Source organism: Paraburkholderia sp. RL17-373-BIF-A (genome assembly GCF_046030175.1).
Lineage (GTDB): Bacteria > Pseudomonadota > Gammaproteobacteria > Burkholderiales > Burkholderiaceae > Paraburkholderia.
This window is the reverse complement of the sequence record NZ_JARESO010000034.1, coordinates 40,340-57,874: the sequence shown is the minus strand read 5'-3', so window position 1 is coordinate 57,874 and position 17,535 is coordinate 40,340. Positions and strand designations below refer to the sequence as shown.

15 protein-coding genes are annotated in these 17,535 nt (G+C 61.9%); 9 read left to right on the top strand and 6 right to left on the bottom strand.

All coding sequences use genetic code 11. The annotated features are described in order from the left end of the window. Window positions 1–131 precede the first annotated feature (131 nt). The 4 genes from P0D80_RS32370 (at window position 132) to P0D80_RS32355 (ending at window position 6,859) form a co-directional block, all read left to right on the top strand. Window positions 132–2,054: a PrkA family serine protein kinase gene (locus P0D80_RS32370; protein WP_132374241.1), complete on the top strand. Its 1,923-nt coding sequence runs from the start codon at window positions 132–134 to the stop codon at window positions 2,052–2,054. Window positions 2,055–2,280: 226 nt separating this feature from the next. Beyond that, entirely contained in the window at window positions 2,281–3,552 is a 1,272-nt protein-coding gene (locus P0D80_RS32365; protein ID WP_132374242.1) for a YeaH/YhbH family protein, read from the top strand. Further along, a complete protein-coding gene (locus P0D80_RS32360; RefSeq protein ID WP_207915627.1) occupies window positions 3,549–5,264 on the top strand; it encodes a SpoVR family protein in 1,716 nt (571 codons plus the stop codon). Before P0D80_RS32365 ends, P0D80_RS32360 begins: the two co-directional genes overlap by 4 nt. 290 nt (window positions 5,265–5,554) lie before the next feature. Next, entirely contained in the window at window positions 5,555–6,859 is a 1,305-nt protein-coding gene (locus P0D80_RS32355; protein ID WP_408290019.1) for an MFS family transporter, read from the top strand. 128 nt (window positions 6,860–6,987) lie between these two features. On the opposite strand, the gene P0D80_RS32350 is transcribed toward P0D80_RS32355, so the two are convergent. The 3 genes from P0D80_RS32350 to P0D80_RS32340 form a co-directional block, all read right to left on the bottom strand. Next, on the bottom strand, window positions 6,988–7,209 hold the full coding sequence (locus P0D80_RS32350) for a hypothetical protein (protein ID WP_012433250.1): 222 nt from the start codon (window positions 7,207–7,209) through the stop codon (window positions 6,988–6,990). 159 nt (window positions 7,210–7,368) lie between these two features. Then, window positions 7,369–8,448 (bottom strand): glycosyltransferase family 2 protein, encoded by a 1,080-nt coding sequence (locus tag P0D80_RS32345; protein ID WP_408290017.1) that lies wholly within the window; start codon window positions 8,446–8,448, stop codon window positions 7,369–7,371. Window positions 8,449–8,660: 212 nt separating this feature from the next. Further along, the gene (locus P0D80_RS32340; RefSeq protein ID WP_132374245.1) at window positions 8,661–8,840 is read right to left on the bottom strand and encodes a hypothetical protein; all 180 of its coding nucleotides are present in this window, start codon (window positions 8,838–8,840) and stop codon (window positions 8,661–8,663) included. A gap of 226 nt (window positions 8,841–9,066) precedes the next feature. Here P0D80_RS32340 and P0D80_RS32335 point away from each other — a divergent pair, with 226 nt between their 5' ends. Beyond that, window positions 9,067–9,318 carry a DUF1488 family protein gene (locus P0D80_RS32335; RefSeq protein ID WP_132374246.1) on the top strand — a complete coding sequence of 84 codons (252 nt, stop codon included), beginning with the start codon at window positions 9,067–9,069 and terminating at the stop codon, window positions 9,316–9,318. A gap of 48 nt (window positions 9,319–9,366) precedes the next feature. Here P0D80_RS32335 and P0D80_RS32330 read toward each other — a convergent pair whose 3' ends face one another. Then, window positions 9,367–10,296: a LysR family transcriptional regulator gene (locus tag P0D80_RS32330; RefSeq protein ID WP_408290014.1), complete on the bottom strand. Its 930-nt coding sequence runs from the start codon at window positions 10,294–10,296 to the stop codon at window positions 9,367–9,369. Window positions 10,297–10,548: 252 nt separating this feature from the next. Between P0D80_RS32330 and P0D80_RS32325 the strand changes: the two genes are divergently transcribed. After that, complete coding sequence (locus P0D80_RS32325) at window positions 10,549–11,322, top strand: SDR family NAD(P)-dependent oxidoreductase (protein ID WP_408290012.1); 774 nt, start codon at window positions 10,549–10,551, stop codon at window positions 11,320–11,322. 18 nt (window positions 11,323–11,340) lie between these two features. Here P0D80_RS32325 and P0D80_RS32320 read toward each other — a convergent pair whose 3' ends face one another. Next, the gene (locus P0D80_RS32320; RefSeq protein ID WP_408290010.1) at window positions 11,341–12,741 is read right to left on the bottom strand and encodes a DHA2 family efflux MFS transporter permease subunit; all 1,401 of its coding nucleotides are present in this window, start codon (window positions 12,739–12,741) and stop codon (window positions 11,341–11,343) included. Window positions 12,742–12,905: 164 nt separating this feature from the next. On the opposite strand from P0D80_RS32320, the gene P0D80_RS32315 reads away from it, so the two are divergent. After that, window positions 12,906–13,766, top strand: coding sequence for a LysR family transcriptional regulator (locus P0D80_RS32315; RefSeq protein WP_132374250.1), 861 nt, complete (start codon window positions 12,906–12,908; stop codon window positions 13,764–13,766). A gap of 380 nt (window positions 13,767–14,146) precedes the next feature. After that, on the top strand, window positions 14,147–15,721 hold the full coding sequence (locus P0D80_RS32310) for a methyl-accepting chemotaxis protein (RefSeq protein WP_408290007.1): 1,575 nt from the start codon (window positions 14,147–14,149) through the stop codon (window positions 15,719–15,721). A gap of 32 nt (window positions 15,722–15,753) precedes the next feature. Here the strand turns inward: P0D80_RS32310 and P0D80_RS32305 are convergent, their stop codons facing one another. Beyond that, window positions 15,754–16,191: a carboxymuconolactone decarboxylase family protein gene (locus tag P0D80_RS32305; protein WP_132374251.1), complete on the bottom strand. Its 438-nt coding sequence runs from the start codon at window positions 16,189–16,191 to the stop codon at window positions 15,754–15,756. Between the two features lie 239 nt (window positions 16,192–16,430). Here P0D80_RS32305 and P0D80_RS32300 point away from each other — a divergent pair, with 239 nt between their 5' ends. Next, window positions 16,431–17,480, top strand: coding sequence for an NAD(P)/FAD-dependent oxidoreductase (locus tag P0D80_RS32300; RefSeq protein ID WP_408180743.1), 1,050 nt, complete (start codon window positions 16,431–16,433; stop codon window positions 17,478–17,480). Window positions 17,481–17,535 lie beyond the last annotated feature (55 nt).

Genomic DNA, 17,535 nt, shown 5'->3' with positions numbered 1-17,535 from the left:
GAATGCGGCGCGATTTTCGCAACGTAGTTCGTGAAAAAAAATTTAAAAGGGTTTAGGATGAATTCGAGCGATGTCGTTTCCGAATAGCGCGCCGCGCACGACATCGGTCTAGACTTCGGCGAGGAGGTAGCATGGATATCTACAGCAGTTTCGCGACCCGCTTCGAGAAAACGCGAGAAGATGAGCTCTCGCTCGAGGAGTATCTCGCGCTCTGCAAAGACAATCCCGCCGCGTACGCCACGGCTGGCGAACGCATGTTGACGGCGATCGGGGAGCCGGAACAGATCGACACTCGTAACGATCCGCGCATGTCGCGCATCTTCGCGAACAAGGTCATCAAGGTATACCCCGCATTCCGTGAGTTCTACGGAATGGAGGAGGTGATCGAGCAGGTGGTCGCCTACTTCCGGCACTCGGCCCAGGGGCTCGAAGAAAAGAAGCAGATTCTGTATCTGTTGGGCCCGGTCGGCGGCGGTAAATCGTCGATTGCGGAACGTCTGAAGCAGCTTATGGAACGCGTGCCGTTCTACTCGATCAAGGGCTCGCCCGTGAACGAGTCGCCCCTCGGTCTGTTTGATTACGAGGAAGACGGCCCGATTCTCGAAGAACAATACGGCATTCCACGCCGCTACCTGAAAAGCATTCTAAGCCCGTGGGCGGTCAAGCGCCTGCACGAATTCAACGGTGACATCCGCAAGTTCCGCGTGGTGCGCCGCTATCCGTCGATCCTTCGCCAGATCGGTATAGCCAAAACCGAGCCGGGCGACGAAAACAATCAGGACATTTCGTCGCTGGTCGGTAAGGTCGACATCCGCAAACTCGAACAGTACGCACAGGACGACGCGGACGCATACAGCTACTCCGGTGGCTTGTGTCTCGCGAATCAGGGCCTGCTCGAGTTCGTCGAAATGTTCAAGGCGCCGATCAAGGTCCTGCACCCGCTCCTGACTGCGACCCAGGAAGGCAACTTCAAGGGCACGGAAGGCTTCGGTGCGATCCCTTTCGACGGCGTGATTCTGGCTCACTCGAACGAGTCCGAATGGAAGGCGTTCCGCAACAACCGCAACAACGAAGCACTGCTCGACCGGATCTTCGTGGTGAAGGTGCCGTACTGCCTGCGCTACGGTGAAGAGGTCAAGATCTACGAGAAGCTGCTGCGTAATTCGTCGCTGGCGAATGCGGTGTGCGCGCCGGGCACGCTGAAGATGATGGCGCAGATGTCGGTGCTCACGCGTTTGCAGGAGCCGGAGAATTCGAGCCTGTTCTCGAAGATGCAGGTGTACGACGGCGAAAATCTCAAGGACACCGATCCGAAGGCCAAGTCGTATCAGGAGTACCGCGATTTCGCGGGCGTGGATGAAGGGATGACCGGCGTGTCGACCCGCTTCGCGTTCAAGATCATGTCGCGCGTATTCAACTTCGACTCGACCGAGGTCGCGGCCAATCCGGTGCACCTGATGTACGTGCTCGAACAGCAGATCGAACGCGAGCAGTTCCCACCAGAAACCGAGCAGAAGTATCTGTCGTTCATCAAGGACGTGCTCGCCTCGCGCTATGCGGAGTTCATCGGCAAGGAAATTCAGACCGCGTATCTGGAGTCGTATTCCGAGTACGGTCAGAACATCTTCGATCGCTATGTGACGTACGCGGACTTCTGGATTCAGGATCAGGAGTTCCGCGATCACGACACCGGCGAGAGTTTCGATCGCGCGGCGCTGAACGCCGAACTGGAGAAGATCGAGAAACCCGCGGGCATCAGCAACCCGAAGGACTTCCGCAACGAGATCGTGAACTTCGTGCTGCGTGCGCGTGCTGCCAACGGCGGAAAGAACCCCGCCTGGGTCAGCTACGAGAAGCTGCGCGTCGTGATCGAAAAGAAGATGTTCTCGAACACGGAAGAGCTGTTGCCGGTGATCTCGTTCAACGCCAAGGGCTCGGCGGAGGAACAACGCAAGCACGAAGACTTCGTCAATCGCATGGTGACGAAGGGCTATACGCCGAAGCAGGTGCGCTTGCTGTGTGACTGGTATCTGCGCGTGCGCAAGTCGTCATGATGCGCATTGCGTGCCGCCCGCGCGGTCCGACCGCGCGGGCACCCTGCGAGGCGCAAGCTGCATGGACATAGCGTGGGCTTAAGCAGCAAGCGTCTCGCGCACCGGAAATTAGTGCCGCTGCATGGGGTCTGGGTAAGTGCTAAAGCGCCAACTCTGATCGACATGCGGTGCATGGGATGGGCGTAAGCGCTAAAGCGCGAACGCCCATCGATACGGGAGACCGGGCGTGCTTCATCAAATCATCGACCGCAGGTTAGCAGGCAAGAACAAAAGCATTGCGAATCGCGAACGTTTTTTGCGTCGCGTTAAGAACTATATTCGTCGCGCCGTTTCGGAAGCCGTGCGCGATCGCAGCATCAAGGACATTCAGAACACCCAGAGCATCACCATCCCGCGCAAGGACATTGCGGAACCGTCGTTCCGGCATGGACCCGGCGGCAAGCGGGAAATGGTGCATCCGGGCAATTCCGACTACATCCGTGGCGACAAGATCCAGCGCCCGCAAGGCGGCGGTGGTGGAGGCGGGGGCAACCAGGCCAGCAACGAAGGCGAGGGCCAGGACGACTTCGTGTTCGAGCTGAGCCGCGAAGAATTCATGCAGTATTTCTTCGACGATCTCGAGCTGCCGCGTCTCGTCAAAACCCATCTGATGGCCGTGCCCACGTGGAAAAGCATCCGCGCGGGCTGGGCTGCGGAAGGCACGCCGAACAACATCGACGTGGTCCGTTCGTTGCGCAGCGCGCTCGGCCGCCGCATCGCGCTCGGTGCGCCGCTCGTCAACCAGTTGCACGAGATGGAACGGCAACTGGAAACGATGAAAGCCGATCCCGACGATCGTCGCGAAGAGATCAAAGTGCTCGAAGAAGAGATTCACCATTTGCGCGGGCGCATCTGGCGGATTCCGTTCATCGATCCGTTCGATCTGCGCTACGTGAATCGCGTGAAGCAGCCCACGCCTTCCAGCCAGGCGGTCATGTTCTGTCTGATGGATGTGTCCGGCTCCATGGACGAGCAGCGCAAGGACCTCGCCAAGCGCTTCTTCATCCTGCTGTATCTGTTCCTCAAGCGTAACTACGAGAAGATCGAAGTGGTGTTCATCCGCCACCATACGCGTGCTGAAGAGGTCGACGAAGACACGTTCTTCCACTCGACCGAAAGCGGCGGCACGGTGGTGTCGAGCGCGCTGGAGCTGATGCAGAAGGTAATGGACGAGCGCTATTCGCCAACTGAATGGAATATTTACGGCGCTCAGGCGTCGGACGGCGACAACTGGACCGACGACTCGCCGAAGTGCCGCAAGATACTCTCGGATGACATTCTGGAGAAGGTGCGCTATTTTGCGTATATTCAGGTGACGCCGGAAGAGCAGAATCTGTGGCTCGAATATGCGCAGTTGGCCTTGAGCCAGCCGCACATGGCGATGAAGAAGGTCGAAACCGCGGCCGACATCTATCCGGTATTTCGCGAGCTGTTTGAGAAGCAGGTGGCGTCTTCATGACAAAACACCTGCACAACGAAGCGCGAGGCTACCAGCCGGAGCGCGGGAAAGGCGTGCCGCAGCAGCAACAGTCGGGGCATGCCGAGGCGAAGGCGGACGATACGGGAGCCGCCGCAGCCGGAGCAGTCGACACCGCTGCAGCACGGGGACACACCGGAACGCCCACTGAGGGGCAAAGGGAAGTCCGTATGAACGTAGCCGATAGACGGCCTCTGCCGTGCCCGTCCGACTGGACCTTCGAATTGATCGAAGAGTATGACTCGCATATTGCCCGTGTTGCAGAGCAATATGAACTCGACGTGTATCCGATCCAGCTCGAACTCATCAGCGCCGAACAGATGATGGATGCGTACGCGTCCGTCGGCATGCCGGTGAACTACCGTCATTGGTCGTTCGGCAAACACTTTCTCTCCACCGAAAAAAGCTACCGTCGCGGGCAGATGGGGCTGGCGTACGAGATCGTCATCAATTCGAATCCCTGCATCGCGTATCTGATGGAAGAGAACACGATGACGATGCAGGCGCTCGTCATCGCCCACGCGGCCTATGGACACAACTCGTTCTTCAAGGGCAACTATCTGTTCCGGCTGTGGACGGATGCGCACGCGATCATCGACTATCTGGTCTACGCGAAGAATTACATCGCGGAGTGCGAGGAGCGTTTCGGGCTCGACCGGGTCGAGGAATTGCTCGATTCGTGCCACGCGTTGATGAACTACGGCGTGGACCGTTACAAGCGTCCGCAGAAGTTGTCGCTGGAAAAGGAGTTTGCGGCGCGCCGCGAACGCGAAGCGTATCTGCAGTCGCAGGTCAATGAACTGTGGCGCACCTTGCCGACCCGGCATACGCCGTTGCCGGAGGAAATCGAGGAGCGCTATCCACCGGAGCCGCAGGAAAACCTGCTGTATTTCGCGGAGAAGAACGCGCCGCTGCTGGAGCCGTGGGAGCGGGAAGTGATCCGCATCGTGCGCAAGGTCGGCCAGTATTTTTATCCGCAACGGCAGACCCAGGTGATGAACGAGGGCTGGGCGACGTTCTGGCATTACACCTTGCTCAACACCATGTACAACCAGGGCAAGCTGGAAGACGGCTTCATGATGGAGTTTCTCCATTCGCACAGCAATGTGGTCTACCAGCCGCCGGTCACGAAACCGTACTACAGCGGCATCAATCCGTACGCGCTCGGTTTTTCGATGATGAGCGACATTCGCCGCATCTGCGAGGCGCCAACGGACGAGGACCGCAAGTGGTTCCCGGAGCTGGCGGGCAGTCCGTGGCTGCCGGCCATGCACTACGCGATGCGTAACTTCAAGGACGAGAGTTTCGTCGCGCAGTATCTGTCGCCGCATCTGATCCGTGAGATGCGCCTCTTCTCCGTGCTCGACGACGACATGCGCGACGCGCTCGAAGTCTCGGCGATTCATGACGACAGCGGCTATCAGTACGTGCGTCAGGCGTTGTCGCGCCAGTACGACATGCATCACCGCGAGCCGAATATTCAGGTGTGGGCGGTGAACACGCGCGGCGACCGGAGTTTGACGCTGCGGCACTTCATGAGCGACAACCGGCATCTGTCGGGCGATAGCGAAGAAGTGCTCAAGCACATGGCGCGGCTATGGCAGTTCGACGTGTATCTGGAAAGCGTCGATGAGAATGGCACGGTCCGCAAGCGTTATGAGTGCCGCTATGTACCGCCCGCGGTGAGAGTGTGATCGGCGGGTTGCGACGCAACGCGATCGATACAATGACAAAAAAGCCAGCTTTCGAGCTGGCTTTTTTCTTGGCCGCGCAGTCGCAATCAGGACAAGACATCAGCGCTGCCGCGCCGCAACATCGACATGCCCCCCGTCTGGCGCCCCCTAACAAACCCCCATCTTCTCCTTGCGATTCTGTAAAATTCGCGCACGCACGCGCCGACTGCCTCTGCGGCATGTCGGTTCGCGGGTGATGAAGGCGGCGCCACGACCGCTACCTCCGTTCAAAGACAAGGAAAGAGAACAGCATGACCGACCTAACCGACCAAACTGTGGCCTCGGCTCACGACACACGGCGCCGCATCTTCGCGATCGTTGGCGCTTCATCGGGCAATCTCGTCGAGTGGTTCGACTTTTACGTGTATTCGTTCTGCGCGCTGTACTTCGCGCCGGCGTTCTTCCCCAGCGGCAATACCACCACGCAGCTGCTCAATACGGCGGGCGTGTTCGCCGCCGGCTTCCTGATGCGCCCGATCGGCGGCTGGTTCTTCGGCCGCCTCGCCGACAAGCACGGCCGCCGCACGGCCATGATGGTGTCGGTGTTCATGATGTGCGGCGGTTCCCTCGTGATCGCCTTGCTGCCCACGTACGCACAGATCGGCGCGCTGGCGCCGGCGCTGCTGCTGGTCGCGCGGTTGTTCCAGGGCTTGTCGGTGGGCGGCGAGTACGGCACCAGCGCGACTTATATGAGTGAGGTCGCGCTCAAGGGCCGGCGCGGTTTCTTCGCGTCGTTCCAGTACGTCACGCTGATCGGCGGCCAGTTGTGCGCGTTGCTGGTGCTGGTGGTGCTGCAACAAACGCTTTCCACCGAAGAGCTGAAGGCATGGGGCTGGCGCGTGCCGTTCGCCATCGGTGCGGTCGCGGCATTGGTCGCGCTGTATCTGCGTAAATCGCTCGACGAAACCACTACCGCCGAAACGCGTCAACGCAAGGAGGCCGGCACGCTGCGCGGTCTGTGGCTGCACAAAGGCGCGTTCATGACGGTGCTCGGTTTCACGGCCGGCGGCTCGCTGATTTTCTACACGTTCACCACCTACATGCAGAAGTACCTGGTCAACACGGCCGGCATGCATGCGAAGACGGCCAGCAACGTGATGACCGCCGCGCTGTTCGTCTACATGGTGATACAGCCGGCGTTCGGCGCGTTGTCGGACCGCATCGGCCGCCGTCGTTCCATGCTGTTCTTCGGCTTCTTCGCGACCATCGGCACCGTGCCGCTCCTGCACGCGCTGAAGGACGTGACGAGCCCGTATGCGGCCTTCGGTCTGGTGGTGGTGGCGCTTGCGATCGTCAGTTTCTACACGTCGATCAGTGGTCTGATCAAGGCGGAAATGTTCCCGCCTGAAGTGCGCGCGCTCGGCGTGGGGCTCTCGTACGCGGTGGCGAATGCGATCTTCGGCGGCTCGGCCGAGTATGTGGCGCTGTGGCTGAAGTCGGTCGGCAACGAGTCGATGTTCTACTGGTACGTCACCGCGCTGTGCGCGGTTGCCGGCCTCGTGGCGCTGCGGATGCGCGATCCGTCGAAAGAAGGGTATTTGCGTCTCGAGCCTTGAGTCTTGAGGCTCGTCGAGAAGCGCACTTCAGCGCTGCTTGAAAACGGCGGTCCGGGGCAATCCCGGCCGCCTTTTTTTATGGGCCCCGGCGATGCGAACCCACTGTGCAGCGAGGGCAGGGCGCATGCTCACGCCACGACGATCTCCGTGCCCAATGCGTGCAGCAGATCACGCAGCGTCTCGGCTTGCGCCATTTTCGCGTCGCTGCGTAAATGAATCTGCAGCGCTCGCCCCGCGATTCCATCGACGGGTTGCGCGAGCCACAACTCCACCGCGAGGCCCAATCCTTCAGGCTGGTTGACGACGACCGGTTCGATCACACGCGGCTTGAAACAGGCACTGTCGGACATGGTGGATCACCTCAGGGCTGGTGAAGGGGCGTCCTTATCGTAATCAGCGCACCGCGCCGGACCAAGCAACAAATCCGCGTTTGCTTAGCAGAGGATGCATAGCAGAAAACACGCTTATTGCGCGAAGGCTTGCCGGCGTTCAGCGCCGGCGTTGCCACGTCAGACTTGTTCCGAATGATCGCTTACCAGTTCCGAGACGAGCTCCTTCACCACGGCGGCCGGATCCGCGGCAACGACAGGCGCGGCCGCTACCGCTGCAACCGCCGCCGCGACGGGCTGCTGACGCGCGCTCAATGCACCACGCGCAAGCAACAGAAGATGGTAGTAAAGGCGCGCCCTCAGGCCATAGTTGTACGCGTACAGATGGGCGAGGGCGACCTTGAAGCCGGTGAGCGCCTGACGATTCTTCGCATGAACCGACACCACGATCGGCGCGAGACGGCGCAACGCCAGCGTGCGCGACGGCTCGAGCTGCGCCGGCAGCCTCAACGCCTTGACGAACGCATACGCGCTGACCGTTGCCGCGACCGCCGTGCCGCGCGTGCTATGCGAGATCGAGCTGGCCGTCTTTCGATACACCGAGACATAGTCGTGCAGATAGAACACCTCGCGCGCGGCGAGACAAAGTTCGGTGCCGAACACGAAGTCGCAGCACACGCCGTATTCTTCCTTGTAGCCGATCCGTTTCACGAGCGCGGCGTTGGCCATCCAGCCGTTGTTCGGAAACATCTGAATCAGGCCGGTTCTGCCCGGCAGAGACTGCAGGCCTTCGGCATCTTTCGTACGCCGAAACGCGGCGTTCAGGTTCGCGCTCGCCTCGAAGTCGATGGCGCCGCCGTGATCGGCTTCGTACTGGTCGCCGAATGCCGCATCGAGTTGCGGGTGATGCGTCCATAGCGACACGAGCTTTTCGACGCCGTCCGTAGTGAGCAGGTCGTCGTCGTGGATCAGCAGGATCTTGTCGCCGCTCGCGCGTTGGAACAGGCTCGCGACATTGCGCGCCTGGCCGAGCGGCGGCTGATTCTTCGCATAGCGCACGCGTGGCTCCCGCGCGTAACGCGCCGCGATCAACTGCTCGGTGCGCGCGTCCTTCGAGTCGTCGCCGATCACGATCTCCAGGTCGTCGTAGCTCTGCGCGAGGCACGAATCGATGCACGTTGCGATCAGATCGGGACGATCGCAGGTCGGCAGACAGATGGAGACCCTGGGACGGTGGGTGAGAGTCGAGGAGATGGACATGAGCGTCGCCTTTGTTATCTGTTGAGGGGCGGCAGCTGGTCCGCTTGGCGCACACGTCGCTGCAAGCAGAAAAATAGTCCATCATGCAGAAAAAATAATCGGTAAAAATTAGGAAGAAATGTTTGGCTTATGAAAGTCGTTGGAAGGGAAAAATTTATGCGGCTTCGCCGCGAAAATGCAGCAAAGCCGCTCCTGGATGGGCTTCTAATATTTCAACTGACCGACGGCTCGCCCTCGCCGGGTTTCTTGCCCGGACGGTCCGCGGGTGACTGATCGCGTCCTTCATCGTCGCGTTCAGGCAGCTTGCTCTTTTCGTTGTCGCTATGCGTGGCGGGTTGCGGATGTTCGATGTCGTCCGGCTTGCCCTTGGCGGGTTCTTTGGTCTGGCTCATGGTGCTCTCCTGGTTGGATGACACGAGCTTTGCAGCAAGCGGCAGACCTGGGCTCTTGATTCGCGTATTGATCCGGTCTCTCGCACATCATTGACTGATCCGGACTCGAAAACCACGCCGTGACCCGACAACGGCGAGCCGGCTCCGCCCGCCTGCAAAAACCCCTTGACCCGTTCCCCCATTCAGCGCACCGTGGAAGGAGAATCCTATATCCCGGGAGTACGAAATGTCCCTCAACTTCCCGAATCCCAGCCGCAGCTACGACGCGTCTCACCACTGCGTCAATTTTTGGGGCTACGACAATGCGCGCGAAATCGCTTTTACCGTCAACCGTTCGGTGATTTCGAATCTGAGCCCGAGCGTGGGCTCGGACGAACCGGCCGTGCTCGCCGCGTTCGACCGGCATCGCGAGCAGATCCTCACGCTCGCGCGCGGCCTGTACCTCGGCGGCCCGCAAAACCGTTACACGATTTCCTGACGCAGCGCAGCGCCTTTCGCCGGCGCGCTGACGTCGCGGACCGCCGACTCAAGCCGCCGGTTCGCGCTGCGCGGCGCCGGTGAGCGACACGATGAAATCGTAAAACGCCCGCACCTTCGCTGGCGGATGATGCCGCGAAGGATAGAGCGCATACAGCGGATAAACCTCGTCGCCCCAATCGGGAAATAGATCGACGAGTTTTCCGCTCGCCATCAACGACTCGGCGCCGAGCGAGAGAATCTGCGCGACGCCTTGGCCCGCTGTACAGACGCTATGCAAGGTGCCCACGTCGTTCACGGTCAAACGGCCGTGCGGCGTGATCGCCATCTTCTTGCGGCCGCGATGAAATTCCCAACTGAACGGGTAGCCCGTGAGCGGGTCGCGAAATTTGATGCAGACGTGCTTGCCGTTTTCGAGCTCGGCCGGATTCACCGGGTGTCCATGCTTCTTCAGATACGGCGGCGCGGCCACGGTGAGAATCCGCGTGTCCAGCAGCTTGCGAGCGATCAGCGTGGACACCGGCGGATCGCCGAAACGGATCGCTAGATCGAAACCGTCGGCGACCAGATCGCCCATCTGGTCGCGGGTGATCAGTTCGAGCTGCAGATCGGGATGCTTGTCGATAAAGCCGCCCAGCCGCGGCCCCAGCACGAGGCGCGAAAAGAACGGATCCATGTTCACGCGCAAACGTCCGCGTACGGCGCTCGCGCCCTCTGCGGCGCAAGCCGCGGCTTCTTCGAGTCCACCCAGCAGCGGCACGATCTGTTCATAGAAGCGCCGGCCTTCGTCGGTCAGCGTAACCGAGCGCGTGGTGCGGTCAAAGAGCCGGATGCCGAGACGCGCTTCGAGCCGCGCGACCGAACGGCTCACCCCGGATTGCGACATGTCGAGCGCAACGCCTGCCGCCGCAAAACTGCCGCAATCGACAATCGCCGTCAAGACGCCCATGCCGTTCAGCACGCGCTCGTCAAATGGCATGTGATAGTCCTTTGTTATTCATTAATGCGTGACATGCTAACGCGAAAGTCTGTTTGAAATCACGTGCCGACGCCGGGAAAACGCCGCCAGGCAAGGCGGACGAATGATGTCATGTCATGAGTGGAATGACAGCCAGGCTATCGCGTCAATCGCGCGGCGGACGTTAATCTGCTGACGTTCGCTCGAAGCACCAAGACATGCGATTCTCGTCATGCATCGGGCATATTTGAACTGAATAACGGAGAACGCCCCATGTCGCGTATTTTTATTACCGGTTCCGCGGATGGTCTCGGTCAGATGGCCGCGCGTCTGCTCGTCGATGCCGGCCATCAGGTGGTGCTGCATGCGCGCAGCGCCGCGCGTGCCGACGAAGCGTTGCACGCCGTGCCGCAAGCGGAAGCCGCGCTGGCCGGCGACCTGTCGAGCATCGCGGCTACGGTCGCGCTCGCGGAGCAGGTCAATCGGCTAGGCCGCTTCGACGCGGTGATCCACAACGCGGCCGTCGGCTATCAGGAGCCGCGCAGAATTCCCACGGTCGACGGCTTGCCGCACGTGTTCGCGGTCAATACGCTCGCGCCGTACGTTTTGACCGCCTTGATCGAGAAGCCGAAGCGGCTCGTCTATCTGAGTTCGGGCCTGCATCGCAGCGGTGACGCGAGCCTCGCCGATCTGGCCTGGGAGCAGCGCCCCTGGCGGGGCACGGCGGCGTACTCGGACTCGAAACTGCATGATGCGTCGCTGGCGTTCGCGATCGCGCGACGTTGGCCGCAGGTGTTATCGAACGCGCTGGAGCCGGGCTGGGTGGCGACGAAAATGGGTGGTCCGGGGGCACCGGACGATCTGCGGGCCGCTCCGAAAACCCAGGTATGGCTTGCCGCCAGCGACGAACCGGCGGCCACCGTCAGCGGCGCGTACTTCTATCACATGAAGCCGTGCGAGACGCACCCGGCGGTGCGCGACGTTGCGGTTCAGGAGCGTTTGATCGAAGCGTGCGAGGTGTTTTCCGGCATTCGCTTGCCGGACTGAAGCAAGGCAAAGCCGGGGTTAGCGGCCGGCGGTCTGTGTCGCTTGCCCGTGCACCGCGCGCGAGGCAGGCGCTTCGTCGACGTGGCGAAACACCCACGCCGACACCAGCGTGATCACGCCGACGCACACGAAGGCGAGGCGAAAGCCGAGCGCGGCCGATCCCACCTGCACCGAGAAGAGATTCACCAACCCGCCGCCGATCGATACACCCAGCCCGATGGCAAGCATCTGCACCATCGAAAAGAGGCTGTTGCCGCTGCCGGCATCTTCATGCGAGAGGCCTTTGAGCGTCACGCTGTTCATCGCCGCGAACTGCATGGAGTTGGCCGCGCCGAACACGGCCAGAATCGCGATCTCGACCACGAGCGGTGTGCCGCGCGTAATCAGTGCGAACGCAACGATCGACGAACCGACGATGATCGTGTTGACGAGCAGAAACGTGTCGTAGCCATAGCGGCGCACGAGCGGCGCGATCCAGCGTTTGGCGACAGTGCCGGCCAACGCGGCGGGCAGCATCATCAGGCCCGAATGAAGCGGCGAGTAGCCCAGTTGCAATTGCAGCAGCAAGGGCACGAGAAACGGCACGGCGCTCGAACCGATGCGGCACACCAGGTTGCCGATCAGGCCGACGCTGAAATTCGGCTCGCGAAAGAGCGACAGCTTGAAGAGCGGATTGACGCGGTGTCTTGCATGCGGAATGTAGGCGAGCGCGCTCACGGCGGCGAGCGCGAACAGCGCCACTGACCATGCCGCCCGATGCGTGGGCACCGGCGCGTCGACGGCGAGGGAGAAGGCGATCATGCACAGCGAGAGCAGCCCGCAGCCGACGAAGTCGAACGGCGGCGCCTTTGCTTCGCCATGCGATGGCAAGAAGCGCTGCACCGCGTACAGTCCCACGGCGCCGATCGGCACGTTGATCAGGAAAATCCAGTGCCACGTGATCGCCTGAACGAACCAGCCGCCAAGCGTCGGCCCGGCGATCGGCCCCAACTGTCCGGCAACCGAAATGAACGCGAGCGCCGCGACATACTGGTCGCCCGTAACGCTACGCAGGACGGCGAGCCGCCCGATCGGCAGCAGCATCGAGCCACCCACGCCTTGCAGCACGCGCGCCATCACCAGTTGGCCGAGCGTATGGGCGCTCGCGCAGCAGATCGAGCCGAGCACGAACACGAGAATGGCGGCGAAGTAGACGCGCCGCGTGCCGAATCGGTCGGCGAGCCAGCCGGAGGCGGGCGTGAGCATCGCCATGGTCAGCGTGTAGGCGACCACGATCGGCTGCATGGCGAGCGGCGCGACGTGCAGGCTGTTCGCAATCGAAGGTAGCGCGGTGTTGACGATCGTCGTGTCGAGCGACTGCATGAAAAAGCCGGCGGCGACGATCCAGAGCAGAGCGGTCTGGGAAGAATCCTTGGTCATCTTTAACGGAGCGGCGGAGTGGCGGCACTGGCGGGCGGCCGTCCCGGCTCTAAGCATTCAGTGGGGGCGATTCCGTCATCATATTGACATCCTCGTCAATCGGGAACCCCACTAGGGACGCTGACTGTTATCGACTTTGCCGATAAGCAGCGCGACAATGCCCCATGCTCAATCCCATCTGGCTCAAGACTTTTTCGACCGTCGCGGCCTGCCACAGCTTCACCGAGGCGGGGCGGCGGCTCGACCTGACGCAATCGAGCGTCAGCGAACACATCCGTCGGCTCGAGGAGAGCGTGGGCCGGCGCCTCTTCGTGCGCGACACCCATTCACTTGCCATGACGCCGGACGGCGAAGCCATGCTCGCGCACGCCAGCGTGATTTTGCAGGCGCTCGCGCGGGCCGAATCGCAGTTTCGCGCGCCGCGTCTGAAAGGCCGCGTGCGGCTCGGTTCCTCGGACGATGTCGCGCTCGGCCCATTACCCACCGTGCTGGCGGCGTTTCGCGACGCGCATCCGGATGTCGAGCTCGAAATCACCATCGGCATGACCGGCAAGCTGTATGAGTTGCTCGACGCCGGCGCGATCGATCTGCTGGTCGGCAAGCGGCGGCTTGGCGACCGGCGCGGCGTGCCGCTTTTCACCGGACGGCTGGAGTGGCTGGCGCGTGCCGGCACGCTGGTCGATCTGAGCCAGCCGTTGCCGCTGATTCTGGTCGCCGAGCCGAGCGTGACGCGGGCCGTCGTGCTCGACGCGCTCGCCGAGGCGGGGTTCAGCTGGCAGTTGGTATGCACGAGCAGCAGCCACGCCGGTTGCATCGCGGCCGCGCGCGGCGGGCTCGGCATTACGGTTCGTCCGCAGTATCTGGCGGCGCGTGGCCTTGCGGCGCCGCTGAACATGGCGAGTCTGCCGGTGCTGCCGTCGGTGGAATTCATTGCGCTGGCGGCGAAGCGGCTTAGCCGGCCGGCGGGCACGCTGCTGCAATTGCTGCACGACAGCGATCTGCGCGGGTCGTGGATCGGGGAATAGTGGCCAGGGCGTGCGGCGCCGGGATCTGCGCCACGAGTTGACTTGACTACGACGGCTTGCGCATCGGCATAGAGGATCCATCCGATGTGTGCCATGTAGATAGGATCCCAGAATAATCCACTGCGACGTGTCGTTGTTTGGCAGTTCGTCAATCGAATCTATTCAAGCCGGGCGCCGCCGCCCATTGGCGGAACAGGCGCGCCCCGGCCTGTTGCGCGTTTACCGCGCCCGCCAAATTTTATTCTTTCGCCAAGGAGTGAATCGCTATACTTTCCATATACGGTTCATTGTTCCATATAAGGAACGTTTAATCGTTCACGTGCGCAGGGCCGCACGTCATAAGCCAGAGCGCCAAACCAGCCAGAGCGATAAAAACTACGATGACCAAGAACCTCACCATCAATCTACGGATCGCGATCACCATCGCGTTTCTCGGCGTGCTGCTGATCGCCACCGGCGTGCTCGGTATTCTCGGCATGAACGAAAGCAACGAGGCGCAGCGCGACGCCTACACGATCCATTTCGCCTCGGTCGTCGCGCTCGGCAAATCGGGCACGGCCATGTCGCGGGCGCGCTTCGGACTCGATTGGGCGATAAGCAATCCGCACTCGCCGCAACTGAATGCGCAACTCGAGCGTGCGCGCATGCTGCTCGGCGATTCGGACAAGTGGTGGAACAGCTTTCGCGATCTGCCGAAGACGCCCGAACTGCAGCACCTCACCGACGACCTCGACACGAAGCGCACCGCCGTGCGCCGCGACGCCATCGACAAACTGATCGAGGCGATCCGCACGGGCGACGCGAGCTGGATGGACGAAAGCCGTGCGAACCGTCTGATCGGTCTGTACACGGCCATGAACACGAGTCAGGGCGCGCTGGAGGACTATCTGAACCAGCAGGCGAGCGACGCGAGCGAGCGCTCGGCCACACTTTTTCATACGCTGCTATACGCGTGCATCGGCAGCATTCTGCTGGGGCTGACGGTCGCGTTCATCAGTTGGCGCACGTTGCGCCGCGCGATCATGGCGCCGCTGAACGACGCGCTGCGCCAATTCGACGCGATCGCCGCCGGCGAATTGACGACCCACGTGCCGATTCGTTCGAACGACGAAATGGCGACGCTCTTGCGCGGCGTCGCCTCGATGCAGGACAAACTCGGCGCCACCGTCACCACCGTGCGGGCCGGTTCGCATTCGATCGCGTCGTCGACGCAGCAGATCGCCGCCGGCAATCTCGATCTGTCGCAACGCACCGAGGAACAGGCGGCATCGCTCGAAGAAACCGCGGCGGCAATGGAGCAGCTCACGTCGACCGTGCAGTTGAACGCGGAGAACGCGCATCACGCGAGCGCACTGGCGTTGCGTGCCTCGGAGATGGCCGCGCGCGGGCGCACGTCGGTCGGCAGCATGGTCGAGACGATGCGCGTGATTTACGCGGGTTCGTCGAAAATGACCGGCATCATTACCGCAATCGAAGGCATTGCGTTTCAGACCAATATCCTCGCGCTGAACGCGGCCGTCGAAGCGGCGCGCGCCGGTGAAGAAGGGCGCGGTTTCGCGGTGGTGGCGGGCGAGGTGCGCAGTCTCGCGCAGCGTTCGGCGGCGGCCGCGAAGGAGATCGGCGCGCTGATCGCGGAGTCGACCTCGCGCGTCGAGAGCGGCGCGGGGCTCGTCAACGAAGCGGGCGATACGATGCAGGAAATCGAAGCCGCGATCGGGCGCGTGGCGCGTATCGTGGGCGAGATCGCGGCGGCGTCGAAAGAGCAGAGCGAGGGCATCAAACAGGTGAGCCTCGCCGTCACGCAGATGGACGAGGTCACGCAACACAATGCGGCGCTGGTCGAGGAAAGCGCGGCGACCGCGAACTCGCTCGCGGATCAGGCGCGGCAATTGAGTGACTTGACCGCGGCCTTCAAAGTCGCGAGCGATGCGGCGCAGCGCGAGGCGGTTTTCTAAAGTGAACTGAACCGCCTTCGAGCGCGTGACACTCAGGCAGGCAGCTTGCGGAACGAAATCGCGAAGCGGTTCCATGCATTGATCGCGGAGATCAGCAGCGTCAGATCGACCAGTTCCTCATCGCCGAAGTGCGGGCGCACCGCTTCCCAGACGGCGTCGGGCACATGGTCTTGCGACACCAGCGTCAGCGCTTCGGTCCATTCGAGCGCCGCGCGTTCGCGGTCCGTGAAGAACGGCGTTTCGCGCCAGACCACGACGGTCGCCAGACGGCGGTCGGTTTCGCCACCCTTGCGCGCGTCGGTGGTGTGCATGTCGACGCAGTACGCGCAGCCGTTGATCTGCGAGGCGCGCAGACGAACCAGTTCGGTCAGCGATTTTTCGAGGGCCGATTTGCCGATGCGTTCTTCAACGCCGATCATGGCCTTGATCGCGGCAGGGTTGGCTTTGTAGAAGTCGAGACGTTGTTGCATGATTCACTCCTGAGTTGGGCTGAACGCATTCCGTGATGCGATGAGTGAAGATTAGACGCATGACTGGCTTTGGAAAATGACCGATTTTGGCTATTTTCAGGTAACCACTTCGACTCGGTAACGGCGAACGCATGCGGCCCGCCGAGCGTCCTTACCGATGGTAATGGCATCGTTGCCGCGCATCGGGCGATTCGGTATGGTGGGTTATCCCTCCATCCACCCATCCGAAGAGATCGCGCATGACTTCCGCCACAGACCAACAACCGCCGCCCATCCGCACCGACGTCCTGATCGTCGGCGCCGGCCCCGTGGGGCTTTTCGCCGCTTTCGAGGCGGGCGTGATCGGCCTGTCCTGCCAGATCGTCGACGGGCTCGACAAGGTCGGCGGCCAATGCATCGAGCTCTATCCGGACAAGCCGATCTACGATATTCCCGCCATTCCGTCGTGCACCGCGCGTGAACTGGTGGAGCGCCTGCTGGCCCAATGCAAGCCGTTCGATCCGTCCATTCATCTCGAACAACGGGTCGAGTCGGTCGAGCAGGGCGGCGACGGGCGCTGGACCGTACGTACCGATCGCGGCCTCGTGTTCGATGTCGCGGCGATCCTGCTGGCCGCCGGCAACGGCGCGTTCGTGCCGCAAAAGCTGGCGCTAGCCGAGGCCGTGCCGCTAGAGTCGCGCCATGTGCACTACAGCGTGCAGCGTCTTGCCGACTTCGCCGACAAGACCGTGGTCGTGGCGGGCGGCGGCGATTCCGCACTCGACTGGGCACTGGCGCTGCGCAAGGTCGCGCGCCGGGTGACGCTGGTGCATCGGCGCAGTGGTTTCAGCGCGGCCGATTCGAGTGTCGAGTTGATGCGGCGCGCGGTCGAAGCGGGCGAGATGGACTTTATCGTCGGCGCGATTGCGGGGCTCAATGTCGAAGGCGATGCATTGAAGTCGATCACGTTGCGGCATATCGAGGGCGAGACACAACTCGCGGCCGAGCATCTCGTCGCGCTGTACGGACTCGTTGCCGACCTCGGGCCGATCGCGCAATGGGGATTGTCGATTCATGGCGGGCGCGTCGATGTCGATACGTCGAACTACGAGAGCTCGCGGCCCGGCATCTTCGCGGTTGGCGACATCGCCAACTATCCGAACAAGCAGAAGCTGATTCTGTCGGGTTTTCATGAGGCCTCGCTGGCGCTGCGCCGTGCATATTCGTATGCCTATCCGGACAAAAAGCGCGTGCACGTACACTCCAGTTACGACGCGAAGCTGGCGGAAAAGGTCAGCGCTGCCGGGTGACTGTGGTGCGGAGATAGCGAGTTCCTGATTGATTGAGCCGGTAGTGATTCACAGG

Bases quoted from the DNA above. Each gene is read 5' to 3' on its own strand.
- P0D80_RS32370 (WP_132374241.1), top strand. From the start codon at position 132: ATGGATATCTACAGCAGTTTCGCGACCCGCTTCGAGAAAACGCGAGAA.
- P0D80_RS32360 (WP_207915627.1), top strand. From the start codon at position 3,549: ATGACAAAACACCTGCACAACGAAGCGCGAGGCTACCAGCCGGAGCGC.
- P0D80_RS32355 (WP_408290019.1), top strand. From the start codon at position 5,555: ATGACCGACCTAACCGACCAAACTGTGGCCTCGGCTCACGACACACGG.
- P0D80_RS32350 (WP_012433250.1), bottom strand. From the start codon at position 7,209: ATGTCCGACAGTGCCTGTTTCAAGCCGCGTGTGATCGAACCGGTCGTC.
- P0D80_RS32345 (WP_408290017.1), bottom strand. From the start codon at position 8,448: ATGTCCATCTCCTCGACTCTCACCCACCGTCCCAGGGTCTCCATCTGT.
- P0D80_RS32340 (WP_132374245.1), bottom strand. From the start codon at position 8,840: ATGAGCCAGACCAAAGAACCCGCCAAGGGCAAGCCGGACGACATCGAA.
- P0D80_RS32335 (WP_132374246.1), top strand. From the start codon at position 9,067: ATGTCCCTCAACTTCCCGAATCCCAGCCGCAGCTACGACGCGTCTCAC.
- P0D80_RS32330 (WP_408290014.1), bottom strand. From the start codon at position 10,296: ATGCCATTTGACGAGCGCGTGCTGAACGGCATGGGCGTCTTGACGGCG.
- P0D80_RS32325 (WP_408290012.1), top strand. From the start codon at position 10,549: ATGTCGCGTATTTTTATTACCGGTTCCGCGGATGGTCTCGGTCAGATG.
- P0D80_RS32320 (WP_408290010.1), bottom strand. From the start codon at position 12,741: ATGACCAAGGATTCTTCCCAGACCGCTCTGCTCTGGATCGTCGCCGCC.
- P0D80_RS32315 (WP_132374250.1), top strand. From the start codon at position 12,906: ATGCTCAATCCCATCTGGCTCAAGACTTTTTCGACCGTCGCGGCCTGC.
- P0D80_RS32310 (WP_408290007.1), top strand. From the start codon at position 14,147: ATGACCAAGAACCTCACCATCAATCTACGGATCGCGATCACCATCGCG.
- P0D80_RS32305 (WP_132374251.1), bottom strand. From the start codon at position 16,191: ATGCAACAACGTCTCGACTTCTACAAAGCCAACCCTGCCGCGATCAAG.
- P0D80_RS32300 (WP_408180743.1), top strand. From the start codon at position 16,431: ATGACTTCCGCCACAGACCAACAACCGCCGCCCATCCGCACCGACGTC.